The organism is Microbacterium sp. SYP-A9085, assembly GCF_009649635.1.
Lineage (GTDB): Bacteria > Actinomycetota > Actinomycetes > Actinomycetales > Microbacteriaceae > Microbacterium.
In genome coordinates this window covers 823,729-846,854 of the sequence record NZ_WJII01000001.1, presented here as the reverse complement: position 1 = coordinate 846,854, position 23,126 = coordinate 823,729, and the positions used below count along the sequence as shown (strand labels likewise).

Below are 23,126 nucleotides of genomic sequence, written 5' to 3'. Positions count from 1 at the left end.
GACGAGGTGGTCCTCGGCGTTACTTGACGGCGGCCTTGAGCTTGGAGCCCGCGGTCACCTTGACGCGCTTGCCGGCCGGGATCTTGATCTCGGCGCCGGTCTGCGGGTTGCGGCCGGTGCGGGCGGCCGTGGCGACCTGCTCGAACGCGATCCAGCCGGGGATCGAGACCTTGCTGCCCTTGGCGACGGCCGCGGAGACGGTAGAGAAGAGGGAGTCGAGGACGCCCGAGACGACGGCCTGGCTCTGGCCGGTCGCGCTGGCGATGCTCGCAACGAGTTCGGTCTTGGTGATGGACTTGTCAGCCATGTGGGTGTGTCCTCCAGACGGCGGACCGCCGTCGTTCTGTGCGGACCGAAGGACGGTGTGCCCCCCGGCTGGTCGGATCGACCGCGACGAATGTACCAAGAATCCGCGGAATCACGCGGATTTCCCGGCGTCCGGCGCGATCTTCACCGGCGTGTCGCGGCCTATTCTGTGACGGATGTGACGGGAGTGGCATCCGGGTCCACCAGCGCCTTGCTCTGAGCCCTCGCGGCCGGACGAACGAGGCGGCAGGCTGCCGCCGTGCGCAGACACGGATGGCCGGAGCCCCCGAGGGACTCCGGCCATCCGGATGAGTGGTGCTTACCAGCTCGACTTGGTCACGCCGGGCAGCTCGCCACGGTGCGCCATGTCGCGGAAGCGCACGCGCGAGATGCCGAACTTCGACAGGTGGCCGCGCGGGCGGCCGTCGATGACATCGCGGTTGCGCAGGCGCACCGGCGACGCGTCGCGCGGGAGCTTCTGCAGGCCGACGCGGGCGGCCTCGCGCTCCTCGTCGCTCGCGTTCGGGTCGATGAGCTGCTTCTTCAGCTGAGCGCGCTTCTCGGCGTAGCGGGCCACGACCTCTGCGCGCTGGTTGTTGCGCGCGATCTTGCTCTTCTTCGCCATGCGATCAGCGCTCCTCTCGGAAGTCGACGTGCTTGCGCACGATGGGGTCGTACTTCTTCAGCACGATGCGGTCGGGGTTGTTGCGGCGGTTCTTCTTGGTCACGTAGGTGTACCCCGTGCCCGCGGTCGAACGCAGCTTGATGATCGGACGGACGTCCTGAGCCTTCTTGGCCATCAGAGCTTCACACCCTTCGCGATCAGGTCCTTCACGACCGACTCGATGCCGCGCGCGTCGATCACCTTGATGCCCTTGGCGGACACGTTCAGGGTGACCTTACGACCCAGCGACGGGACGAAGTAGGTCTTCTTCTGCACGTTCGGGTCGAAGCGGCGCTTCGTCCGACGGTGCGAGTGCGAGATGTTGTGACCGAAGCCGGGAACCGCGCCGGTCACCTGGCACACTGCAGCCATGGTGATGTCTCCCTCTGTACCGTGACGCCGGACGGCGCCACCCAAGATCCCTTGTCTGCACTCCAGCACGAACCCGACCGTTTCCGGTCGACGATCGAGGATGGGGCGCGAACTGCACGCTGGAGTGCGCGCAGACAAGGAGTCAGTTTAGCACGGCGGGGCGTGCCGGCTGGACGGAGGGGCGGGCGGGAACCCCGCCTCGGCCGTCCCACTGGCCGACGCGAGGCATCCCGCGCAATCGATCAGCGCTTGCGCGCCTTGACCGTGGACTCCTGCGCGCGCTCCTTCTTCTGCGCGCGCTTCTCCTTGAGACTGGCCTGCGGGGCCTTCTTGGCGTTGCTCTTATCAGCCATGGTGATACTCGCTTCCCCTTTCACAGCTGGCGGTAGTCCGGCCGACCTTAGTCCAGTTCGCTGGGGATGTCACGTCCGTGCGGCAAGCGCCGCCTCGGCGGCTCCGCGACCCCAGCGGAACGGCGACACGGAGCGGTCGCCGGGGACCCAGTAGCGCCACGGAAACGCGTCGGTTCCGGCCAGACCGGCGATGCCGACGCGGGGACCGGATGCCACCGTCTCCAGCGGGATCGAGGGCAGCTGCAGGGACGCGACGGCGCCGCCGAACGGCGTCGGGTCGACGACATCGATGCCGTCGTGCAGCGCATGGCGCAGGCCCATGGCATCCCCGAGCCGGCCCGGACCGCGGGCCAGTTCGCGGTCGGTGCGCGCGGCGGGGCGGCGTCGGCGGGCGATGTCGAGGCCGTCGACGATCTCGCCGGCGCGCAGCAGGATTCCGCCGGCCTCACCCTGCGGCCCGCAGACGACGTTGGCGCAGGAGTGGATCCCGTGGCTCAGGTAGACGTAGAGGTGGCCGGGATCGCCCCACATCGTGGCGTTGCGTTTCGTGTAGCCCATGCGGGCGTGCGAGCCCGGGTCCGGAACCGGTCCGGTGCCCTTGCCGTGGTAGGCCTCGACCTCGGTGATCCGCAGGGCGACGGTCTCGCCGTCGACGGTCACCGTGAGCACTCCGCCGAGCAGGCGCGGCGCGACGTCGACAGGCAGCGCCAAGAGTTCAGTGCGGGTGGCCGGGCGCAGGGATGTGGTCGCCGGGGCGTCGGATGTCGTGTCTGTCATGTCGTGCGGGCGGCGCGTGCGGGCCGGCGCCTGGCTCCACGATACGCCGCGGGTGGCGGGGTGCGCGGGGCAAGGCGGGGACTTTCCGTCCCGGGATGCCGCATCCCGGCCCCGACGCGACAGCACGGGACCGCCATTCCGGCAGGGCACCGGCGTCTCGCGGTGGGTCGGCGCCTAGAATCGCGCCATGCCGCTCGTCTATCTGTGCGTGCGCCCCGAGGCGGAGGCGGCCCGCGCCGAATCCGCGTCGTTCCGCGCGGGGGCGCAGCTCGACCAGGAGCAGCTGGAGATGCTCGATCTCACCCGCGAACCGCTGCCCGCGGACGCGTTCGAGCGCTGGTCGGGGTTCCTCGTGGGCGGCAGTCCGTTCAACGTGTCCGATCGGGACCAGGACAAGTCCGGCATCCAGCAGCGGGTCGAGGCCGATCTCGAGCGCGTCGCCGGGGCAGCCGTCGACGCCCGGGTGAGCGCGCTGTTCACGTGCTACGGGATCGGTGTGGTGACCCGGATGCTGGGAGGAACCGTGAGCCGCGCGTATCCCGAGCCGACGGGGCCCACCGAGGTGCGGCTCACGGATGCGGCCGCGGGCGACCCGATCCTCGGCGCGCTGCCAACACGGTTCACAGCCCTGTCGGCGCACAAGGAGGGCTCGGGCGAGGCGCCGCCGTCGGCCGTGCTCCTGGCCACGAACGAGGCGTGCCCGGTGCAGGCGTACCGCGTCGGCCAGCGCCTGTACGCGACGCAGTTCCACCCGGAGTCGACGCCGCTGCCGTTCACCGAGCGGATGGCGTTCTACCGCGACGGCGGGTATTTCGCCGCCGCGGAGTATGCCGAGATCGCACAGCGAGTGCTGGCGGCATCCGTCACCGAGCCGGGGCGGATGCTGCGTGCGTTCGCCCGTCTCGGCGCCTGACGCCGTCGGGACGCGGATCGAACGCGCCGCGGGCACCAGGCTGACGCGGGCGCGATCACTGGCCGAGTGGGGGCGGAACCTGGCACCAAGAGATGCCGAATCCACTGAAGGCGTGCACCTGGCGGCCCTCGGCCAGCGCGATCACGTGGGTGACCACCCGGGTCGGCATGGGCAGCAGGTACCGGTCGTACGGGTTCGAAACGGTGTCTGGAGCGACGGACACCGCGGCGTACTGGCCGCTCGGCGACACGCACGTCTGCAGGATGGCGGTCGTCGGCGGGATGTCGAAGACCGGTACCGCCGCGCCGTCCGCCGCCACGCGGTACACCGTGGTCCCCTCCGGCACGCCCTCGCCCGCGCCGCTGCCGCCGGCGACGTCGAGCACGGTGTAGGGGCGCACCGAGCCTCCTGCCCTGCCCGGGGCGGGGACCACCACGCCCATCCGGCCCGGCACGGGCCGAGCACCGGCCCGAGCGGTCACGAGAGGCTGCTGCGACCCGTCGGTGAGGTCGACGGCCACCATGCCGTCGGCGCGCTCCACGACCGCCACCGACGAGCCCCGGCCGATGCCGTCGATGGCGACGCCGGTGCCGAGATCCGCCGCACCCTCGCCCGATGCGCTGCTCAGCAGCATCCGTCCCTCGTAGGTGAGGACCAGGATGCTGTCGCTGTCGGGCACGAAGTGCCAGTCGGCGACCCGCTGCTCTTTGCCGGTGACGGCCACCGCCGTGGGCTCGGCGCGTGCGGCCGAGTCCTTCAGCGACGCGGTGTAGAGCCGGCTCTCGCGGGCACCGGGCTGGCCGAGGTTCGCGTCCGAGTAGGTGTAGCCGATGAGCTCGCCGCGGTCGGCGCTCTGCAGCGACGCGACCGTGCCGTCGCCCGGAAGCGGCAGGTCGCGGCGGTGCCGCCCCTCGAGGTCTGTGACCACGAGCGCGGCCTTTCCGCGGTCGTCGAGTGTCGAGACGACGAGGTGCCCGCTGGTCGCGCGGAAGTCCTCGATGTGCGCGTGCTGGAACACCGGCTCGGGATCGGCGCCGTGCAGATCGGTGTGCAGGATCCGGTCCTCACCGTCGCCCCGCTGCAGCAGGAACACCCGCAGCTTCGGGGTGCGGAACCGCTCGGTCACTGTCGCGGCGGGGCCGCCGCCGAGCCCGGTGACGCCGGTGAAGCGGACCGTGTACTCGGTGTCGTCGTGCAGCGGCAGGGTGAACCGGACGCCCATCACGCGACCGGCGGTGTCCACCGTGAACTCGGCGTCGGGGGTGACCGTCACCTGCGCGGACCGGATCGCGTGCAGCGACTGGTTCATCGTGACGATGAGCCGGGCGCCGGACGCGGTGGCGGCGGCATCCGGATCCATCTGCACGGTGGTGACGCGCGGCCCCTGCACACCGCTGGCAGCCGCGCCGGCCAGGCCCAGCACCGCGAGCACGCCGACGACGCCCGCGAACGTGGCGGCGAACAGCCGCCCGCGTCGGCGCCGGGACGCGCCGCGACGGGTGCCGGCGTCAGTACTCATACGGATCCTTGGGCTGGGGGATCGGCTTCACGCTCGTCGCCGCGATCTGCAGCGCCCCGGATGCCGTGGACTTCACAGTGCCGATCACCTCGACCCAGGTCCCCGTCGCCAGCCGCCCGTCGGCGACCGCGATCGGGACGCTCGCCGGCTGCGCGTCGATGACGCAGTGCGTGATCACCAGGCGGGTGAGGTCGAACGCGCCGCTCTCGCCGGGGGTGACGAAGCCGGTGAGCGTCACGGCGTCACCGTCGAACGCGTCGGGGTTCGTGGCCGTGGCGAACACGCTCGCCCAGTCGCCGACGCCGAACGCGGCGGTATCGCCGTGAGTGGCGAGATTCAGGATGTCGGCGCCCGCGAACAGCGGCGCCGCCCCGACGTCCCGGGTCTGCGCGATCTCGGCCGACAGGGCCGCCGGCGGCAGCAGGAGCACCGACAGCGAGACCGCGGATGCCAGGACCCCGCCGGTCGCGGTGATCACGGCGCCCGCGCGGGGCGCGGCGTGTGGACTCGACGGGATCGTCCGGTCTCGGCGCACCGCGCCTGCCGGGGCGTGGTCGTGCGCGCCGCCGTGATCGTGGCCGTGATCCTCCTCGGCGCCGAGCGGCAGGAGGAAGCTCGCCCCCGCGCCCACCAGCAGCAAGACGGCCATCGGGATCGCGAACCAGTTCGACGAGGGGTTGATGTACAGGGCGAGACGCCCGGTCAGCGCGAGCCCGAGAGTGACGACGGCCAGGCACGACGCGAGCCCGACTCCGAGCCAGCGGTTCCAGGCCCCCGCGCTACGCGACAAGGTTCACCCCCACCGCGATCGCGAACGCCGCCAGCACCACGGTGACCACCATGCCGGCGAGGACCCGCGCCGTGAACGTGGTCCGCAGCAGCGCGAGCATCTTGACGTCGACGAGCGGGCCGACCAGCAAGAACGCGACGATCGACCCGGGCGTGAACGTCGAGGCGAACGACAGCGCGAAGAACGAGTCGACGTTCGAGCAGATCGACACGATCATGGCGAGCATCACCATCGCCACGATCGAGAACACGGGGTTCGAGCCGATGGCCAGCAGTGCATCGCGCGGGACGAGCACCTGCACCGCGCCCGCGACGGCCGAGCCGATGATCAGCGCCGGCATCACGGCCCGCAGCTCGACGACGAACTGGGCGAGGCTGCGCCGCCACCGGTCGCCGGGCTCGTGCGTGACGAGCTCGCACGTGTCGCGGAACCGCTCGGTGAGCAGGCCGTCCGGGTCGGGGTGGCGGCTGTAGATCCAGCCGATGAGGTTCGCGATCAGGTATCCGCCCACGAGCCGCGCGACAAGGATCCCGTCGCCGAATCCGAACGCCTGATGGGTCGTGATGATGACGATCGGGTTGACGATGGGCGCCGCGATGAGGAACGTCAGCGTCTCGGGCACCGTGAACCCGCGCATCAGCAGGCCGCGTGCGAACGGCACGTTGCCGCACTCGCACACCGGGATGACCATGCCCAGCAGCGACAGCACCGCCCGGCGCGCCCATGCGCGCCGCGGCATCCATCGCTCGATCGCCCCGGGCGGGATCCACACCTGCACCACGATCGACAGCACGACCCCGAGTGCGATGAACGGCAGGGACTCGATGAGCACGCTCAGCGCGAGGGTGAGGGCGTCCTGAGCGCGGTTCGGGACGCCCGGCATCAGGCCCGGGACGAGAGCGTCGATCGCGAACAGCGCGGCGATCGCCGCAGCGCCGAGGCCGAGCGCGACAGCGCGCCGCGGGCTTCGGGCGGTCGCGAGCCGCAGGCGGGCACCGGATGCCCGGTCCTGTGTCCGCGTCACGTCAGCTCGCGCCTCGGCGGTCACGCTCGGTCGTCTGGCGACGGGCCGTGCAGTCGGGGCAGAGACCGAAGACGTCCACGACATGCTCGGCCTGAGTGAACCCGTGGCTCGCGGCGGTGGCGCGTGCCCACACCTCCACGTCGGGCGCGGCGATCTCGACGGTCAGTCCGCACGAGCGGCAGATCAGGTGGTGGTGGTGGCCGGGGCTCGTGCACGCCCGGTACAGGCTCTCGCCCTCCGGGCTCTGCAGGGAGTCGGCGTCGCCCAGCGATGCCATGTCGGCGAGCGCGCGGTAGACGGTGGCCAGTCCGATGCCCGTGTTCTCGTCGCGCAGGGTCGCATGCAGGGACTGCGCGCTGACGAAGCCGGCCGCATCGGTCAGGGCTTCGCGCACGCGCTCCCGCTGCCAGGTGTTCCGCTGCGCCATGCCTCGAGTCTAGGTCGGGCCACCGTAACGAGACCTGGGAGGGGCGCGCACCTGTCGCGGCTGCCGGGCGCGGACCTGTCGCGGCTGCCGGGCGCGGATCGCTGCCGGGCGGCATCCCCGTCCCATGATGTCGCTTCCCCGCGATGACGCGACACCATGGGACCGCAATCCCCAGGGGGTGGCAACCCCCCGTCCCGCACTGTCGCCTCGGCGCGCCGAAGTGACACAACGGGACGGCAAATCGACGCGAGCGGCGCGGCATCCCTCACCGCACGGGCGCGGGCTTGACCCGGACGTCGCCCATCCACGTGGCCACGAGCACGGCGGTCAGCGCGCCGGCGGCCATGATCCCGCCCAGCACGACGATCTGGAACCGACCGGCCTCCAGCGGCGAGATGCCGCCGAAGATAGCGCCCACGAACGCACCGGGCAGCACCACGAGCCCCGTCGTGCGGGTCTGGTCGATCGTCGGAACCAGCGCATCGCGCACCGCACGGCGGGCCAGCTGGATCGTCGACTGCCGCGGGGTCGCCCCCAGGGCGAGCCACCCCTCCACCTCGTCCCAGTGGTCGACGACCGAGGTGGTGAGCATCCGCCCGGTCAGGGTCGCGATCGTCATCGCGTTGCCGATGATGATCGCGCCGATCGCCAGCGCATAGCGCGGGGTGAGCTCGAGCGCCCCGGTGCCGAACACGATGACCCCGGACAGCAGGATGCCGCTGGCGATCGCCGTGCTCATCATGAGCGCCGACCGCCGCGACCAGCCCACCCGCCCGGTCGCCACCGACGCCGCGATGGCGAACATCACGCACAGCGCGAGGGCGATCCACCCCGGTTCCGAGATGATCCCGGTGAGGATGACGCTGATCACCGCGAGCTGGACCGCTCCGCGCACTATCGCCAGCAGTGGCGACCACACCCCCGGCACCCGGAACGCGAAGAGCACCCCGGTGGTGACCGCGGCCAGCACCGCGACGCCGATGAGCGTCGGGGCGATGTCGGGCGGGATGTTCACACCGCGAGCCTAAAACCGCGGCCGCACATCGGCGACGCCGTTCGGAACGCGGATACCGGTCACGGCTGCGGCGGGATCGCGGATGCCGTCTTTGGAAGGACCGCGCCCGCCGGCGCACGCAGGCCGGCCGACACCACCAGACCCAGCATCACCGCCGCGAACCCGAGCGATACCCAGCCTGCGCCCAGGCCGACCCCGCCCTCGCCGACGGGCTTGCCCAGCCAATCCGCGAGCGACGCGCCGAGCGGACGGGTCAGCACATACGCGAACCAGAACGCGAACACGCCATTCCAGTGCAGCAGGCGGTATCCGAACGCCGGGATGAGGATCAGCAATGCGAACAGCGCCATCGACGGGGCGTAGCCGAGCCCGAGTCCGACGGCGGTCAGGTCGCCCACGGCGGTGCCCATCGCAAACGTTCCCACGACGGCCGCCCAATAGAACAGCTCGCGGCGGGTCGTGGTGATCTCGTGCACGTCAAGGGTGCGCTCGATCGCCCGCCAACCGGCGAAGACCAGCGCCAGCAGCACGGCATACGCGATGGCGGACACGGCATAGGGCGCCCCGAGCACGACGTGCACCACATCGGCCGCCATCGTCCCGAACACCCCCACCATCGCGACCGTCAGCCAGTAGATCCCGGCGACGTACCGGCGCCGGGTCAGCTGCAGGACGAGGGCACCGACGAACAGCGCGAATCCGAGCAGCACCGCCACGACCGGTGGCATCACATGGATCGAGAAGTCCGAGAGCGCCTCGCCCAGCGCGGTGGACACGCCCTTCGTGACCCAGAACACCACCGAGGGGACGGCTACTCGGATCACCGGTCGGGCCACAGGAATCCGCGCGCTCACGACGACGAGACTGGACGCCGCGGACTAAGAAATCGCCCAGCGATCGGCATCGGCCCGATGACGCGCGCGCGAGGTCGGACGTATCTTTCTGACAGGAGCCGCGCACGTGCTCGGGGAGGACGACCGTGATGGGATCCACGCGATGACCGGTGACCGGCCGCGGATGCTGCTCGCCGAGGACGACCCGCAGCTCGGCCCGCTCATGGCGCAGGTGCTCGAGGAGGTCTACGACGTCGCCCTCATCCCCGATGGCGCAGACGCGCTCGCGGCCGCCATGGAGCGGATGTTCGACGTCGCCGTGATCGATCGGCGTCTCCCCGGGCTGGACGGTCTGCAGATCGTCCAGCACCTGCGCCGTGCCGGCGTACGCACCCCCGCGCTGATCCTGACGGCGCTGGACACCGTACAGGACAAGGTGAGCGGGCTGGATGCCGGAGCAAACGACTATCTGGTCAAGCCATTCGACTTCGACGAGCTGTTCGCCCGGCTGCGGGCCATCCGCCGGGCGGACGACGACGAAGGACCGTTCGTGCGCATCGGCACCTGGGAGTTCTACCCCGAGTCGCGGGCGATCTACTCGCCCTATGACGGCCGCGCGATCCTCACCGATCGCGAAAGCGACCTGCTGCGACTGCTCGCACTGCACCCGCGCCGGACGTTCAGTCGGGGAGAGATCCTCGCCGCCGTCTTCGACGCGACGGACACTCCCGGCACGGTCGACACGTACGTGCACTATGTACGGCGCAAGACAGACCGCGACATCATCACGACCGTGCGCGGTCGGGGCTACCGGCTGGGAATGCTGTGACGACGACGCGCCCACGGGGACATGCCCGCCTGGACGCGGACGCCCGGCTGGTTCGGCGGACCGCATGGCGGGTGGGTGCGTGGATGACCGTCGCCGCGACCGTGCTGGTGGTCGCCGTGCTGGTGGCCGCGTCCTCGATAGTGCTCGGCCAGATCCCGCTGTCCCACCTGCTGGATCGGCGACACCACGAGGAGTTCATCGATGTCGGAGGCCTTGACGCCCTGACCGGGATCGTCGTGATCGGGCTGATCGCGATAGTTCTCGCGTGTGCCCTGAGCCTCGTCGCCACGCGGCGCGTTGTCGCCCCGCTCGTGGATGCGCTGGCACGGCAGCGCCGCTTCGTCGCCGATGCCTCGCACGAGCTGCGCACCCCGCTGGCGGTGCTCGATGCGCGGCTGCAGGTGCTCGAGCGGTCGCTGGCCCCACAGGACGCTCATCGCCGGATCGTTGGTGAGCTGCGCGCGGACTCGCGCGCGCTGATCGCGGTCGTGGCCGATCTGCTCGACGCGGTCGACGTCGCCTCGCCCGGCCGGCAGCCTCCCGTCGAACTCGCGCCGATCATCGAGGTGGTGGTGTCGTCGATGCGGATGCTCGGACAGGACCGGGGCGTGCGCGTCACCGCGGGCGCGGTCGCGCCGGACGTGCGGGTTCCGGTGCCCGAGACCAGCCTGCAGCGCGCCCTGGTCGCCGTGATCGACAACGCCGTGAAGAACTCCACCGCCGGTCAGGCGGTGGAGGTCACCGTGGTCGCCGAACGCTCGCGGGTGCGGATCGCCGTCCGCGATCACGGACCCGGCATCCGCGGCATCCCGCCCGAGCGGGTCTTCGACCGGTTCGCGCATGCCGGCGGACCCATCCCCGGCAGCCCCGGTGCCGGGAGCCGCCCCGGGTTCGGGATCGGGCTGTCCCTCGTGCAGGACACCGCCGGCCGGGCCGGCGGCTGGGTGGAGGTGACCGACACCTCGCCGGCCGGGACCACCATCACCATCGCCCTGCCCCGGGCGAGGCGCGGATGAGCTCACGGCGTGTACAGCGCAATGACGCTGCGGTGGTCGAGGATCTGCTGGCGCTCACGGAAGCCGAGGCGGTGCAGTGCGGCGACGCCCCACGTGTCGACGGCGTCGCCGATCCGGTACTCGACCAGCCATACTCGGCGCACGCCGTCGAACCGACCGTCGCGGGCCGCGACATCCACCGGCATCGTGGCGTCGTACCACGTGTCCTGGTTCGGGTACGGCACGGCCAGGGTGACATCGTTGACGACGGCGAACGGGGCGGGATCCGTGTCCATCGCCAGCCGGGGGCGCCGGGACGGGCGGGTGCCGTCGTCGAAGACGATTGCGTCGCCGGGGCGAGCCCGGCTCCCGATAACCTCCGCGATCTGGTCCCAGTCCGACTGATTCTTCGCGAACGGGGTCCGCTGGGACGCCCACACCGGAGCCGCGGCGGCGACCACGGCCGTGACCGCGACCGTGGCGATCACGGGACCGGCGCCGCGGCGGAGCGGAAGCTGCGCGAGCCGGCGGATGCCTGAGGCCATCAGCACGGCGGCGGCGGGCGCGGCGTACGTGCCATAGCGCGCGGTGTACCCGGCCATGATCGGGGCCGCCGCGATGAGGATGCCCATCGGGATGATCAGCCAGCACAGCGCCAGGATCTCCAGTGCGGCGATCGGGCCCACAGGGGAGTGCCGCACGACGACGTCCCGGGTGAGGCCGGCAGCAGCGACGCCGATGAGCGACCAGGCGATCACCGCGAACACCGGAGTGGAGAACCACATCTGGACGAGCACCGGGGCGGGTCCCGCGGGATCCCCCTTCCGGAGATAGCCGATCTGCGCAATCTGCGTGACAGCCACCGCGACCAGCGGGAGGGCGAGGACGGATGCCGCGGCCGACGCCAGAATCCAGCGGCGCACCTGCGACCGCAGGACCGGGATCACCGCGACTGCCGCCCCCACCGCGAGGGTCAGCAGGGCAAGATACAGGAACACGTAGATGGCGACGGTCAGCACCACGGTGTAGGCGATCCACCGGCCGCGGGACGGACCGCGCAGCACCATCTCGACGACAAGCGCACACAGGATCGCGGCAAGTGCCGCGGCGAACGCGTACGACCGGGCCTCTTCCCCCGCGTAGGTCAGCCGCGGCAGGATCGCCGCCAGCGATCCCGCCAGCACGCCGAAGCCCAGCGTGGCGGCCCGGCCGCACATCCAGGTGATCGCCGCGGCGCAGACCCCGATGGCGAGCGCCGACGGGAATCGGACCGAGAACGGACTCGACCCGAACAGTCCCACCCAGGCGTGCAGGGCCAGGTAGTACGCGGCGTGCACGATATCGATGTGCAGGATCATCGTGAGCAGGCTCGGCACCGGCCGGCTGGCCGACAGGACGCTGGCCGCCTCATCGCCCCACAGCGACGGGATCCACGACCCGGCCATCGCGAGCAGCGCGGCGCCGGCGGCCACCCCCGCCGCGGCCAGGGCCAGCCGCCGCCGAGGGGATGCGACGGCGCCGGCGGCCACGCGCGGGACACGGTCGAAGATGACCATGGCGCGAGCGTGCGCCGCGTCCTCTCAGGAACGTCTCAGATGCGGCAGTGCAAACGCCGCCGCCACCGTCACACCGCGCGCGTCACCCGGTCGCGGCGCGCGCCGACGGCGCGACAGACGAGGTAGATCGCGAACGAGATCGTCGTGATGTAGGGGCTCACCGGCAGCTCCCCCATCACGGCGAGCAGGATGCCGCCGACGGCCGCGACGAACCCGAACGCCGCCGCGAGCGCCGGCACCGCCACGGGCCCGGCGGCCACCCGCATCGCGCTCGCGGCGGGCGTGACCACGAGCGCCATCACCAGCAGCGCCCCGATGATGTGCACCGCGACGGCCACGATCAGGCCCAGCAGCAGCATGAACCCCAGCGACACCCAGCGCACCGGCACACCGCGCGCGGCGGCCGCCTGCGGGTCGAGCGAGTCGAACCGCAGCGGGCGCCACATCAGCAGCAGCCCCACCAGCACGACGCCACCGATGAGGATCAGCCACCCCAGTTGCGCATTCTGCACCGTGACGATCTGGCCGGTCAGCAGGCTGAACCTGTTCGCGCTGCGGCCGGGGTACAGGGACAGGAACAGGATGCCCAGGCCCAGCCCGAACGGCATCAGCACGCCGATGATCGAGTTGCGCTCGCGCGCGCGGGCGCCCAGCCACCCGATCAGGGCCGCGGCGATGATCGACCCGATGATCGAGCCGGTGACGGCATCCATCCCCACCAGCAGCGCGGCCGCCGCTCCCGCGAACGACAGCTCGCTGATGCCGTGCACGGCGAACGCCATGTCGCGCTGCATCACGAACACGCCGATGAGCCCGCCGACCAGGCCCAGCACGGCGCCCGCCCACACCGAGTTGGACACGAGCGCGAGGATGTCGCCGTAGTCGGCGGCGCCGCCGAACATCGCGTTCCAGACATCCCCCCAGCTCATTCGTGCTCGCCTTCGTGGTGGTGGTGGGATTCCTCGGCATCCGGGGCGCCCACGACGACGAGCCGGTTACCGGCGCGCATCACGAACACGGCGGCGCCGTACAGGTCGGTGAGGACGTCGCTGCGCAGCACGTCGCGCGGGGTGCCCAGCGTGAACCGCCCGCCGGCGAGGTAGAGGATGCGGTCGACCTTGCCGAGCACCGGGTTGATGTCGTGCGTGACCAGCAGCACCGCGGCCTGCCGCTCGCGGCGGTGCCGGTCGATCATCCGCACGACGGCTTCCTGGTTGGCCAGGTCGAGGCTCGTCAGCGGCTCGTCGCACAGCAGCAGCTTCGGATCGTCGGCGAGCGCCTGCGCGACCCGCAGCCGCTGCTGCTCACCGCCGGAGAGCATGCCGACGGGGCGGTCGGCGAAGTCGGCCGCCCCCGCCGCCGCCAACAGCCCGTCGACGCGGGCCCGGTCGCCGCGGCGCGGGATCGGCAGGCCGAAGCGATGCCCGTCCACGCCCAGCTGCACGAGGTCGCGGGCGCGCATCGCGGTGTCCCGGGGGAGCGGGCGCTGCTGCGGGATGTAGCCGATGCGGCGGCTGCCGGCACGGTGCACGTCCTCGCCGAGCGCGACGATGCGGCCGTCGCTGAGCCGGTCCAGGCCCAGGATCGCGCGCAGCAGCGTGGTCTTTCCCGAGCCGGACGGGCCGAGCACCGCGATCAGCTCGCCGGGCCGCACCGTGAGGTCGAGGCCGGACCAGAGCACACGGGATCCGCGCCGCAGCGCGGCGTGCTCGACGACGAGGGGAGCGCCGGTCTGCTCGGAATCCACCAGTCCACCTTAGTGATAACGGTTCTCAATGCCTACGCGTCACGCGCGGACGGCGCCACTCAGCCCAGCGCGCGGGCGAGCTGGGCGACGTTCTCGTCCATCCACGCCAGGTATGTCTTGCCCTCCGGCAGCAGCTCGGAGAAGCGCAGCACCGGGATGCCGGCATCCACCGCCTGCTGCGCGACGCGGTCCGTCTCCGGCCCGCCCGCCTGCGCGTTCACTATCACGAGCGCCACGTGCTTCGCCGAGATCGTCTTCAGCGCCTGCAGCAGCACGGAGGGAGCGACATCCTGGCCCTCCTCGACGGCCTCGCTGAAGGCGGGCGGCGTCCTGTCCTCGAGTCCGGCGGCGTCGGTGAGGTACAGCGGCAGCGGCTCGGTGACGAACACGCCGGTGCCCTCGTGGGCGGCCTTCAACCGCGCGAGGCTCGCCTCGATACTGTCGACGCCGGCGGCGAACGTCGTCGCGTTGGCGGTGAAGGCCGCCTGTCCGTCCGGGTCGATCTCTCCGAGGTCGGCGGCGATGCGCTGCGCGAGCGTGGCCATCACTGCGGGGTCGTAGAAGACGTGCTCGTTGAACCCGGCGGGATGGTCGTGGTCGGCGTGGGCGTTGCCGTCGGCCGGGTACTCGGGCGACAGCGTCGCGGCGGTGATGACTGTTGCCGTCGTGTGCGACGCGTGGACAAGTCCGTCCATGAACGGGTCGAAGCCGCCGCCGTTGGCGATCACGAGATCGGCCCGGGCGACGCGCAGCTGGTCGCGGACGCTGGCCTCGTACTCGTGCGGGTCCTGCGCGGCGGACTCGATGAGCGAGCTGACCTCGACCCGGTCGCCGCCGACCGCCGCCGCGATGGCACCGTACACGTTCGTCGACGCGACGACCCGGATCCGCCCGTCCGCGGCATCCCCCGACGTCCCGGAGCATCCCGCGAGCGCGAGCAGGGATGCCGCGACCAGCCCCACGACGATCCCCCGCGCTCTCATCACCCCACCCTACCGCCTAATGAGAACCGTTCTCACCACGCCGGCTCCCCTTCCCGGCGAGAGTGCATCTGACGGACGAGGATGCGGTAAAAAGCCACCCTCTCGTCCGTCAGATGCACTCTCGCGGTCCGAAGGGCCGGCGGCTCGAAGGGTCGGCGGCTCGACGGGCGAGACGGCCGAGCCGCGCCGGCGGGCCGTCAGTCGAGGAGGAGCGCGGGCTCTTCGAGGATCGAGGCGACGTCGGCGATGAACCGGCTCATCCCGTCGCCGTCGACGACGCGGTGGTCGAACGATCCCGCCACGGTGGTCACGTACCGCGGGCGCACCTCGCCGTCGACGACCCACGGCTTCTGCCGGATCGTGCCCATCGCGACGATGCCGGCCTCGCCGGGGTTGATGATCGGGGTGCCGGCGTCCATCCCGAACACACCGATGTTCGTGATGGTGATCGTCCCGCCCTGCTGATCGGCGGGCGTCGCCTTGCCGTCGCGCGCGGTCAGGGTGAGCTTCTCGAGCGCGCGGGCCAGCTCGCGCATAGACATGTTCTGAGCGTCCTTGATGTTGGGCACGAGCAGCCCGCGGGGGGTGGCCGCGGCGATCCCGAGGTTGACGTAGTGGCGCACGCGGATCTCCGCCCCGGCCTCTCCGTCGACCCACGCGGCGTTGACCATCGGCGTGCGGCGCACGGCCCAGATCACGGCGCGCGCCATGATCAGCAGCGGCGACACCTTGATGTCGGCGAAGTCCGGCGACGCCTTGAGCCGCTTGACGAGCTCCATCGTGCGGGTGGCGTCGACATCCGTCCACACCGACACGTGCGGGGCGCTGTACGCCGAGCCCACCATCGCGGTGGCCGTCGCTTTGCGCACGCCCTTGACGGGGATCGTCTCGACCCGGTGCGCGTCGTCGGCGGAGTCGGATGCGGCGGCGCCGGGCGCGGCGTCCACCGGGATGCGCTCCTCGCGCACGGTCGGCCACTCCGGCGTGGCGATGTTGCGGAAGACGCTGGCCTGCGACGCGTGCCGCAGCACGTCGTCACGGGTGACCTCGCCGGCGGTCCCGCTGGGCGTGACGTCGGCGAGGTCGACGCCGAGGTCGCGGGCGAGCTTGCGGATCGGGGGCTTCGCGACGACGCCGATGGATGCCGCAACCGGCCGCTCCGCGGGTTTGCGGCGCCGCGACGCGACGGGTCCGCCGGTGCCGTAGCCCACCAGGACGGAGCCCTCGGACGCCGGCTCGGACTCGGGTTCGCCGTGCTCGCTCTGCCCGACCGTGACATCCGGTCCGGATGCCGCGCCCGTCGCGATCGTGATGATCGGCGTCCCGACATCCACCGTCGTCCCCTCGCTCACGAGGATCTCGCCGACCGTGCCGGCGAACGGCGAGGGCAGTTCGACGAGCGACTTGGCGGTCTCGATCTCTACGAGCACGTCGTTGACGGCGACGTCGTCGCCGGGCGCGACGCGCCATGTGACGATCTCGGCCTCGGTGAGTCCTTCGCCGACATCCGGCAGCAGGAAGGTCTGGGGGCTCATGTCGTTCCCTTCATCACCCCGCGCTATCACGGCGAGAGTGCATCTGACGGACGAGAGGGTGGTAATTTCCCGCACCCTCGTCCGCCAGATGCTCTCTCGCGGTCGGACGAGCGGTCGGGCGAGCGGTCGGACGGGCGGTGGGGCGGGCGGTGGGGGGTGGGGGTGGTCATCGTGCGGGGTCAGTAGGCGAGGACGCGGTCGACGGCCTCGAGGATGCGGTCCGGATCGGGCAGGTACACGCCCTCCAGCTTGGCGGGTGGGAACGGCGTGTCGAAGCCCGACACCCGCAGCACGGGCGCCTCCAGCGCGTAGAACGCCTCCGTCATCACGGTGGCGGCGACCTCACTGCCCACCGAGACGAAGCCCGGCGCCTCCTGCGCGTACACCATCCGGCCGGTGCGGCGGATCGAGTCCAGCAGCGGCCCGTAGTCGACCGGCGACAGCGAGCGCAGGTCGACGACTTCGCACGACGTGCCCTCGCCCTCGGCGAGCGCGGCGGCCTGCAGCAGCGTCGTCACCATCGCGCCGTGGCCGACGAGGGTGACATCCGTGCCGCGGCGCACGATGCGCGACGCGTGCAGCGGCAGCGCCGGCGCGGCGGTGTCGACCTCGCCCTTCTGCCAGTACTTCGCCTTCGGCTCGAGGAAGATCACCGGGTCGTCACTGGCGATGGCCTCCTGGATCATCCAGTACGCGTCGTGCGGCGTCGACGGCGAGACGACCCGCAGCCCGGGCGTGTGCGCGAAGTACGTCTCCGGGCTCTCCTGGTGGTGCTCGACGGCGCCGATGTGCCCGCCGTACGGGATCCGGATGACGACCGGCATCCGCACCGCACCGCCGTGCCGGTTCGTGAGCTTGGCCAGCTGCGTCGTGATCTGGTCGAACGCGGGGAACACGAAGCCGTCGAACTGGATCTCCACGACGGGACGGAATCCCGCCATCGCCAGCCCGATCGCGGTGCCGACGATCCCGGACTCGGCCAGCGGCGTGTCCAGCACCCGACGCTCGCCGAACGCGGCCTGGAGCCCCTCGGTGACCCGGAACACGCCGCCGAGCCGCCCGATGTCCTCGCCCATCAGCAGCACGCGGTCGCTGTCGGTCATCGCACGGCGCAGGCCCTCGTTCAGCGCCTTCGCGAACGGCATCGTCACGGCCCCCGGCGCCTGGTCGGTGGGCTCGCCGACGGACGTGGCGGTGGATGTCCCGCTCATCGGGTGCCCTCCTGGAAGGATGCCTCGTAGTCGGCGAGCCATTGCTGCTGCCGCTCGACCAGCGGGTGCGGCTCGGAGTAGACGTGGTCGAACATCGTGGAGGTGGGCACCGCGCCGAGGGCCGTGGTGCGCTCGCGGATGGATGCCGCGCCCGCCGCGGCCTCGGCATCCACCTCGTCGAAGAAGGCGTCGGACGCGCCGCGCCCGCGCAGGTACGCGCGCATCCGGGCGATCGGGTCGCGCTGCGCCCAGGATGCCTCTTCGTCGCCGGTGCGGTACTTCGTCGGATCGTCGCTCGTGGTGTGGGCGCCCATCCGGTACGTGACCGCCTCGATCGCGCGGGGGCCGGCGCCGCTGCGCGCCTCGTCCAGTGCCCGCCGGGTCACCGCGTAGCTGGCGAGCACGTCGTTGCCGTCCACGCGGATGGACGGGATGCCGTACCCGGCACCGCGGTGCACGAGCGGCACCCGCGCCTGCGTCGCGACGGGCACCGAGATCGCCCACTGGTTGTTCTGCAGGAAGAACACCTGCGGCACCTGGTAGCTGGCTGCGAACACCATCGCCTCGTGCACGTCGCCCTGGCTGGACGCGCCGTCGCCGTAGTAGACGATGACGGCCTCGTCGCTGTCGACATCCCCCGTCCCGGTGCGCCCGTCGAAGACGAGGCCCATCCCGAAGCCGGTGGCGTGCAGGGTCTGCGATCCGAGCACGAGCGTGTAGAGGTGCGTGTTGCCGCGGGCGGGGTCGTACGGATCCCACCCGCCGTGCGTCATGCCGCGCATCAGCCGGATGATGTCCAGCGGATCCACGCCGCGGATCGTGCACACGACGTGCTCGCGATACGACGGGAAGACGTGGTCCTGGGCGCGCGCGGCGCGGGCGGAGCCGACCTGCGCCGCCTCCTGCCCGCGGCTGGGCGGCCAGAGGGCGAGCTGCCCCTGCCGCTGCAGGTTCGTGGCCTGGGTGTCGAACGCCCGCACCACGACCATGTCGCGGTAGAACTGCTCGAGATCGGCGTCGGCGAGCCGGCCGACGAGGTCGAGATACGGTTCGGCGGCGGCCGTGGGCGCGAACGTCCCGTCCGCGGTCAGGATCCGGACCAGTCCGGGCTCGGCCGGGCCGGTCGGATCGGCGTCCGTGGAGTCGGCAGCCGTGGCGTCGTCGGTGGAGAGCACCGTTCTACGCTAACCGGCCTCCCGCGCGACCCTCTGCAAGACCGCCCACAACGGTCTGCGCTATTCGTAGTACGCGGTCTACAGACTCCTCTTCGCCGACAGAGATCCGGATGCCGTCCCCGGCGAACGGTCGCACGATGCAGCCGCCCTCCTCGAAGCGCGCCGCGACATCCATCGTCTGCGCTCCGGTGCGCAGCCACACGAAGTTCCCCTGCGCGACCGGGATGTCCCACCCCTGCGCGCGCAGGGCCGCGGCGAGCCGGTCCCGGCGCTCGCCGATGGTGCGCACGCGGGCGAGGAGTTCGGCCTCGGCATCCAAGCTCGCCAGCGCCGCCTCCTCGGACTGCGCGGTGACCGACAGCGGCACAGCGGTGGCCCGGGCGGCGTCCAGGATCCGCCGGTGCCCGATCGCGTAGCCGACGCGCAGCCCGGCCAGGCCGTACGCCTTGGAGAACGTGCGCAGCACGACGACGTTCGGGTGGTCGTCGCGGCCGAGCTTGACCAGGCCGTCGACGGCACCCGGGTCGGTGACGAACTCGGCGTACGCCTCGTCGAGCACAACGAGCAGGTCGCGCGGGATCTTCGCGAGGAACGTGTCGAACTCGGCCTGCGTGACGATCGGGCCGGTCGGGTTGTTCGGGCTGCACACGATGACGGCGCGGGTGCGCTCGGTGACGGCCGCCGCCATGGCGTCCAGGTCGTGGCGCGCGTCGGCGGTCAGCGGCACCTCGACGGGGGTCGCGCCGGCGATCAGGACAAGCCCCGGGTAGGCCTCGAACGAGCGCCAGGCATAGACGACCTCGTCGCCGGGCCCCGCGGCCGCCAGCATCAGCTGCGAGAGGATCGAGACGCTGCCGGCGCCGATGTGCACCTCGTCCGGCTGCACGCCGAACCGCTCGCCGAGCCGCTGCCGCAGGCGGGCGGCCGTGGCATCCGGATACCTGTTGACCCCGACGGTGCGGCGCAGCGATTCGACCACCGCGGGCAGCGGTTCGTACGGGTTCTCGTTGCTGGAGAGCTTGAACGCATCGGCGCCGGCCTGCTTGCCCTGCCGGTACGGGGGCAGCGCGGCTATCTCGGGGCGGATGCGGACGGGAACGTCTTCGGTCACCCCCCGAGTCTACGAGGGCACCCGCCCCTGCCCGCCGCTCCGCGCACAGCCGTAGCCGCGGCAACGTGCGCCGTGCCAGACTGACCGGATGCGATTCCTCATCCGCGTCGTGATCAATGCCTTCGCGATCTGGGTCGTGACGCTGATCCCGGCCCTCACCGTGACCGTCATCCCGTTCGCCCCCCGCGAGACGCTGCAGCTGATCCTCACGCTGCTGGCCGTCGCCGCGATCTTCGCGATCGTGAACACCATCATCGGCACGATCATCCGGATCGTCGCCTTCCCCCTGTACATCATCACGCTCGGGCTCATCTCGCTCGTCGTGAACGGTCTGCTGCTGTGGATCACCGCGTGGCTCACGCACTGGTGGGACTGGGGGCTGCGGATCGAGTCGTTCTGGTGGGGCGTGGTCGCGGCGCTGATCATCACGCTGATCAACTGGTTCCTGGGCATCATCCTGCGCCCCAAGCGGCGGCGCTGAAATGTATTCAGTGGAATAAAAAGTAGTCCGCGGACGCTGTCGTCGGCATGGACGACGTGTTCGACGGACGGATGCTGCGGGTCGTCGTGATCGGCGCAGGACAGGCCGGACTGTCGGCGGCCTACTACCTTTCCGCCCGCGGCCTCGTCCCGTGGGAGGACTTCGTCGTCCTCGACGCGAACGACGGGCCGGGCGGCGCCTGGCGCCACCGTTGGGATTCGCTGACCTTCGGGGGAGCGCACGGCATCCACCCGCTGCCGGCCGCGCCGCTGGACGACCCCGACCCGGCGGAGCCCGCGAACCGGATCGTCCCCCGCTACTACGGCGCCTACGAGCATCGGTTCGCGCTGCCGGTGCTGCGCCCGGTTCGGGTGACCGCGGTCACACACGACGTCGACGGGTTCGCGGTGGTGACCGATCGGGGACGGGTGGCCGCGGCATCCGTGATCAGCGCGACCGGGACGTGGGACAGCCCGTACATCCCGCACTACCCGGGCATCGACCGGTTCCTCGGGCGCCGGCTGCACACCCGCGACTTCCGGTCGGCGCAGGAGTTCCGCGGCGAACGGGTGCTGGTGGTGGGCGGGGGCACCTCGGCGCTCCAGTTCATCCAGCAGCTGGCCGCACACGGCGCCGATCCGGTGTGGACGACCCGGCGTACACCCCAGTGGACCGCGCGGAGGTTCGACGCGCAGTGGGGGCTGGATGTCGAGCGCTCGGTGTCGGCGCGCACGCGACAGGGGCTGCCACCGCTGTCGGTGTCGGCGGCGACCGGCATCCCGCTGCACGACCTGTACGCCCCCGACATCGCGTCGGGACTGCTCGTGAGCCGCGGCCCGCTCGTGCACTTCACCGCGCACGGCGCCGTGCTCGACGGGCCGGGACCGGACGGGACCGGCTACCCGAGCCAGGGTCCGGCGGACCGGCTCGCCGGGCAGCCGGCCACCCTGCCCGGTCGCCCCGGCGCCCGGCGCATCCGGGTCGCCGAGGAAACCCGGGACGGCGACGCGCCGGGCACCGGGACGGGCGGAGACGCGCTCTGGGAGACCCCGATCGACACGGTGCTGTGGGCGACCGGGTTCCGTCCGCACGTGCCGCACCTGCGCGGCCTCGGTGTCCGCGAGCGCACCGGCGGCATCCTGATGGGGGATGACGGCGTCACCGTTCCGCGGATGCCGGGGCTCTTCCTCGCGGGATACGGCGCCTCCGCCTCGACCCTGGGCGCGACCCGCGCCGGCCGCCGCGCCGCGATGGCCGCGCTGCGGTTCGCCCGGCAGCCGGCTGGGGATGCCGCGGCCTGACGAGTCGGCCCCGGCCTGAGGAGTCGCCGGTCCGCTGCCGCGCCGGGCTACCCCTGCACGTGCGGCGGGCGGTTCTGCCGCGGGCGCAGCCGCACACCGGGCAGCGCCGGGGCCGGCAGTCGGGTGAGCCCGTGGGGGTCGTGGCCCACATACCCGTCGACGCGGCCGAACCGCTCGCCCTCGTCCTGCCACTCCCGGCGGTAGCGGGCGATCTCGTCCGAGTCGCGGCCGACGAAGTTCCACCACATCACGATGTCCTCGCCGAACGGCGCGCCCCCGATCAGCACGATTCGCGCCGGAGTGGTGCCCTCGTTGCGGATCCGCAGCCGGTCGCTGCCGATCCCGGTGTACCCGATCGCCGCGCGCGGCACCGGCACCCCTTCCAGCGTGACATCCCCGGCATCCACGAGCACGCCGTGCTCATACCCCGGGTCGACGGCGAGCTCGAAGGTCGCGGCCGCGTCGAGGCGGATCTCGGCGGCGACCAGCGGCGAGTGCACGTCGACCGGGGATACCGCGCCCAGCAGGTCGCCCAGGAACACGAGCGCCGAGCCGCCGTCGAACGCGACCGGCGCCGGCTCGTAGTGCTGGAAGCGGCGCGGCAGGGCGTCGCGGACGGCGTCCGGCAGGGCCAGCCACAGCTGGACGCCGTGCAGCATCGTCGTCTCGGCGGTGGACACCTCGCTGTGGCAGATGCCGTGCCCAGCCGTCATCAGGTTCAGCTGGCCGGGGAGCACCCGGCCGGTGTTCCCGCCCGAGTCAATGTGGTCGATGGCGCCCTCGAACAGCCAGCTCACGGTCTGCAAGCCGGTGTGCGGGTGGGGGGCGACATCCATCCCACCCGTCGCCGACACATCGTCGGGGCCGTAGTGGTCGGCGAAGCACCACGCGCCGATCATGGAGCGCTGGCGCTGCGGCAGGGTGCGCCGCACGGTCATCGCGCGCGGGCCGCCGAGCGGCACCTCGCGGGCCTCGATGATCTCGACGGGCGCGCCCTCAGCGCGTTCCGATCGTGGCCCGGGCAGCCCGCCATCGCGGCACACGACCTCCTGCGGGTCGACCTCCGTGTTGCTCATGCCTCCATCCTCGTGCGGGATGCCGCATCCCGCCACCGCGGCGGCCCGGCGTCCCTCGCCCGCCGCGTGCCCAGCGTCGGAGATCGGGCCCGACACGCCGGGCGCCACGCAGCCGTGGCGGCGTGGCGCCGAC

The 23,126-nt window shown here is 71.8% G+C and carries 25 protein-coding genes; 5 read left to right on the top strand and 20 right to left on the bottom strand.

Annotation, left to right across the window (positions count from 1 at the left end):
* Positions 1-19 precede the first annotated feature (19 nt).
* From GH740_RS04050 to GH740_RS04030, 5 genes are all read right to left on the bottom strand, one after another.
* Positions 20-307 (bottom strand): HU family DNA-binding protein, encoded by a 288-nt coding sequence (locus GH740_RS04050; RefSeq protein WP_153744729.1) that lies wholly within the window; start codon positions 305-307, stop codon positions 20-22.
* A gap of 318 nt (positions 308-625) precedes the next feature.
* Positions 626-931 (bottom strand): 30S ribosomal protein S14, encoded by a 306-nt coding sequence (gene rpsN / locus GH740_RS04045; RefSeq protein WP_153744728.1) that lies wholly within the window; start codon positions 929-931, stop codon positions 626-628.
* 4 nt (positions 932-935) lie between these two features.
* On the bottom strand, positions 936-1,106 hold the full coding sequence (gene rpmG, locus GH740_RS04040; RefSeq protein WP_153744727.1) for a 50S ribosomal protein L33: 171 nt from the start codon (positions 1,104-1,106) through the stop codon (positions 936-938).
* Complete coding sequence (gene rpmB, locus GH740_RS04035) at positions 1,106-1,342, bottom strand: 50S ribosomal protein L28 (protein ID WP_039402457.1); 237 nt, start codon at positions 1,340-1,342, stop codon at positions 1,106-1,108. Before rpmB ends, rpmG begins: the two co-directional genes overlap by 1 nt.
* 422 nt (positions 1,343-1,764) lie before the next feature.
* Complete coding sequence (locus GH740_RS04030; RefSeq protein WP_153744726.1) at positions 1,765-2,472, bottom strand: DNA-3-methyladenine glycosylase; 708 nt, start codon at positions 2,470-2,472, stop codon at positions 1,765-1,767.
* Positions 2,473-2,659: 187 nt separating this feature from the next.
* Between GH740_RS04030 and GH740_RS04025 the strand changes: the two genes are divergently transcribed.
* Entirely contained in the window at positions 2,660-3,385 is a 726-nt protein-coding gene (locus tag GH740_RS04025) for a GMP synthase (RefSeq protein ID WP_153744725.1), read from the top strand.
* 55 nt (positions 3,386-3,440) lie between these two features.
* Here GH740_RS04025 and GH740_RS04020 read toward each other — a convergent pair whose 3' ends face one another.
* The 6 genes from GH740_RS04020 to GH740_RS03995 form a co-directional block, all read right to left on the bottom strand.
* Complete coding sequence (locus GH740_RS04020) at positions 3,441-4,904, bottom strand: hypothetical protein (RefSeq protein WP_153744724.1); 1,464 nt, start codon at positions 4,902-4,904, stop codon at positions 3,441-3,443.
* Entirely contained in the window at positions 4,894-5,694 is an 801-nt protein-coding gene (locus tag GH740_RS04015) for a TIGR03943 family protein (RefSeq protein ID WP_153744723.1), read from the bottom strand. The genes GH740_RS04020 and GH740_RS04015 overlap by 11 nt, the downstream gene beginning before the upstream one ends.
* Positions 5,684-6,718 (bottom strand): permease, encoded by a 1,035-nt coding sequence (locus tag GH740_RS04010; protein WP_367640574.1) that lies wholly within the window; start codon positions 6,716-6,718, stop codon positions 5,684-5,686. The genes GH740_RS04015 and GH740_RS04010 overlap by 11 nt, the downstream gene beginning before the upstream one ends.
* Position 6,719: 1 nt before the next feature.
* Positions 6,720-7,145: a Fur family transcriptional regulator gene (locus GH740_RS04005; protein ID WP_153744721.1), complete on the bottom strand. Its 426-nt coding sequence runs from the start codon at positions 7,143-7,145 to the stop codon at positions 6,720-6,722.
* 265 nt (positions 7,146-7,410) lie between these two features.
* Entirely contained in the window at positions 7,411-8,160 is a 750-nt protein-coding gene (locus tag GH740_RS04000; protein ID WP_367640572.1) for an ABC transporter permease, read from the bottom strand.
* Positions 8,161-8,219: 59 nt separating this feature from the next.
* Positions 8,220-9,014 (bottom strand): hypothetical protein, encoded by a 795-nt coding sequence (locus GH740_RS03995; protein ID WP_216644894.1) that lies wholly within the window; start codon positions 9,012-9,014, stop codon positions 8,220-8,222.
* A gap of 142 nt (positions 9,015-9,156) precedes the next feature.
* On the opposite strand from GH740_RS03995, the gene GH740_RS03990 reads away from it, so the two are divergent.
* Entirely contained in the window at positions 9,157-9,822 is a 666-nt protein-coding gene (locus GH740_RS03990) for a response regulator transcription factor (RefSeq protein ID WP_153744720.1), read from the top strand.
* An 83-nt stretch (positions 9,823-9,905) separates the two neighbouring features.
* Positions 9,906-10,838 carry a sensor histidine kinase KdpD gene (locus GH740_RS03985; protein WP_153744719.1) on the top strand — a complete coding sequence of 311 codons (933 nt, stop codon included), beginning with the start codon at positions 9,906-9,908 and terminating at the stop codon, positions 10,836-10,838.
* 2 nt (positions 10,839-10,840) lie between these two features.
* Here GH740_RS03985 and GH740_RS03980 read toward each other — a convergent pair whose 3' ends face one another.
* The 8 genes from GH740_RS03980 to GH740_RS03945 all read right to left on the bottom strand — a co-directional run bounded on the left by GH740_RS03980 (position 10,841) and on the right by GH740_RS03945 (position 20,135).
* A complete protein-coding gene (locus GH740_RS03980; protein ID WP_153744718.1) occupies positions 10,841-12,373 on the bottom strand; it encodes a hypothetical protein in 1,533 nt (510 codons plus the stop codon).
* Between the two features lie 68 nt (positions 12,374-12,441).
* A complete protein-coding gene (locus GH740_RS03975; RefSeq protein ID WP_153744717.1) occupies positions 12,442-13,302 on the bottom strand; it encodes a metal ABC transporter permease in 861 nt (286 codons plus the stop codon).
* Positions 13,299-14,120 carry a metal ABC transporter ATP-binding protein gene (locus tag GH740_RS03970; RefSeq protein WP_367640569.1) on the bottom strand — a complete coding sequence of 274 codons (822 nt, stop codon included), beginning with the start codon at positions 14,118-14,120 and terminating at the stop codon, positions 13,299-13,301. Before GH740_RS03970 ends, GH740_RS03975 begins: the two co-directional genes overlap by 4 nt.
* Before the next feature lie 59 nt (positions 14,121-14,179).
* Positions 14,180-15,103: a zinc ABC transporter substrate-binding protein gene (locus tag GH740_RS03965; RefSeq protein ID WP_153744715.1), complete on the bottom strand. Its 924-nt coding sequence runs from the start codon at positions 15,101-15,103 to the stop codon at positions 14,180-14,182.
* A gap of 197 nt (positions 15,104-15,300) precedes the next feature.
* A complete protein-coding gene (locus tag GH740_RS03960) occupies positions 15,301-16,638 on the bottom strand; it encodes a dihydrolipoamide acetyltransferase family protein (RefSeq protein WP_153744714.1) in 1,338 nt (445 codons plus the stop codon).
* Between the two features lie 179 nt (positions 16,639-16,817).
* A complete protein-coding gene (locus GH740_RS03955) occupies positions 16,818-17,783 on the bottom strand; it encodes an alpha-ketoacid dehydrogenase subunit beta (protein ID WP_253941249.1) in 966 nt (321 codons plus the stop codon).
* 62 nt (positions 17,784-17,845) lie between these two features.
* Positions 17,846-18,952 (bottom strand): thiamine pyrophosphate-dependent dehydrogenase E1 component subunit alpha, encoded by a 1,107-nt coding sequence (locus GH740_RS03950; protein ID WP_153744982.1) that lies wholly within the window; start codon positions 18,950-18,952, stop codon positions 17,846-17,848.
* A 76-nt stretch (positions 18,953-19,028) separates the two neighbouring features.
* Positions 19,029-20,135, bottom strand: a complete 1,107-nt coding sequence (locus tag GH740_RS03945; protein WP_367640566.1) for a histidinol-phosphate transaminase — start codon at positions 20,133-20,135, stop codon at positions 19,029-19,031.
* Between the two features lie 88 nt (positions 20,136-20,223).
* On the opposite strand from GH740_RS03945, the gene GH740_RS03940 reads away from it, so the two are divergent.
* A complete protein-coding gene (locus tag GH740_RS03940) occupies positions 20,224-20,616 on the top strand; it encodes a phage holin family protein (protein WP_153744712.1) in 393 nt (130 codons plus the stop codon).
* Positions 20,617-20,663: 47 nt separating this feature from the next.
* Entirely contained in the window at positions 20,664-21,917 is a 1,254-nt protein-coding gene (locus GH740_RS03935) for an FAD-dependent oxidoreductase (protein ID WP_253941167.1), read from the top strand.
* A 47-nt stretch (positions 21,918-21,964) separates the two neighbouring features.
* Here GH740_RS03935 and GH740_RS03930 read toward each other — a convergent pair whose 3' ends face one another.
* Positions 21,965-22,993 (bottom strand): pirin family protein, encoded by a 1,029-nt coding sequence (locus GH740_RS03930; protein WP_153744711.1) that lies wholly within the window; start codon positions 22,991-22,993, stop codon positions 21,965-21,967.
* Positions 22,994-23,126: the final 133 nt, after the last annotated feature.

What these genes read in the sequence shown, in the direction of transcription:
- GH740_RS04050 (WP_153744729.1), bottom strand. Translation starts at nt 307, where the DNA reads ATGGCTGACAAGTCCATCACCAAGACCGAACTCGTTGCGAGCATCGCC.
- rpsN (WP_153744728.1), bottom strand. Translation starts at nt 931, where the DNA reads ATGGCGAAGAAGAGCAAGATCGCGCGCAACAACCAGCGCGCAGAGGTC.
- rpmG (WP_153744727.1), bottom strand. Translation starts at nt 1,106, where the DNA reads ATGGCCAAGAAGGCTCAGGACGTCCGTCCGATCATCAAGCTGCGTTCG.
- rpmB (WP_039402457.1), bottom strand. Translation starts at nt 1,342, where the DNA reads ATGGCTGCAGTGTGCCAGGTGACCGGCGCGGTTCCCGGCTTCGGTCAC.
- GH740_RS04030 (WP_153744726.1), bottom strand. Translation starts at nt 2,472, where the DNA reads ATGACAGACACGACATCCGACGCCCCGGCGACCACATCCCTGCGCCCG.
- GH740_RS04025 (WP_153744725.1), top strand. Translation starts at nt 2,660, where the DNA reads ATGCCGCTCGTCTATCTGTGCGTGCGCCCCGAGGCGGAGGCGGCCCGC.
- GH740_RS04020 (WP_153744724.1), bottom strand. Translation starts at nt 4,904, where the DNA reads ATGAGTACTGACGCCGGCACCCGTCGCGGCGCGTCCCGGCGCCGACGC.
- GH740_RS04005 (WP_153744721.1), bottom strand. Translation starts at nt 7,145, where the DNA reads ATGGCGCAGCGGAACACCTGGCAGCGGGAGCGCGTGCGCGAAGCCCTG.
- GH740_RS03990 (WP_153744720.1), top strand. Translation starts at nt 9,157, where the DNA reads ATGACCGGTGACCGGCCGCGGATGCTGCTCGCCGAGGACGACCCGCAG.
- GH740_RS03985 (WP_153744719.1), top strand. Translation starts at nt 9,906, where the DNA reads ATGACCGTCGCCGCGACCGTGCTGGTGGTCGCCGTGCTGGTGGCCGCG.
- GH740_RS03980 (WP_153744718.1), bottom strand. Translation starts at nt 12,373, where the DNA reads ATGGTCATCTTCGACCGTGTCCCGCGCGTGGCCGCCGGCGCCGTCGCA.
- GH740_RS03975 (WP_153744717.1), bottom strand. Translation starts at nt 13,302, where the DNA reads ATGAGCTGGGGGGATGTCTGGAACGCGATGTTCGGCGGCGCCGCCGAC.
- GH740_RS03965 (WP_153744715.1), bottom strand. Translation starts at nt 15,103, where the DNA reads ATGAGAGCGCGGGGGATCGTCGTGGGGCTGGTCGCGGCATCCCTGCTC.
- GH740_RS03960 (WP_153744714.1), bottom strand. Translation starts at nt 16,638, where the DNA reads ATGAGCCCCCAGACCTTCCTGCTGCCGGATGTCGGCGAAGGACTCACC.
- GH740_RS03955 (WP_253941249.1), bottom strand. Translation starts at nt 17,783, where the DNA reads ATGCCGTTCGCGAAGGCGCTGAACGAGGGCCTGCGCCGTGCGATGACC.
- GH740_RS03940 (WP_153744712.1), top strand. Translation starts at nt 20,224, where the DNA reads ATGCGATTCCTCATCCGCGTCGTGATCAATGCCTTCGCGATCTGGGTC.
- GH740_RS03935 (WP_253941167.1), top strand. Translation starts at nt 20,664, where the DNA reads ATGGACGACGTGTTCGACGGACGGATGCTGCGGGTCGTCGTGATCGGC.
- GH740_RS03930 (WP_153744711.1), bottom strand. Translation starts at nt 22,993, where the DNA reads ATGAGCAACACGGAGGTCGACCCGCAGGAGGTCGTGTGCCGCGATGGC.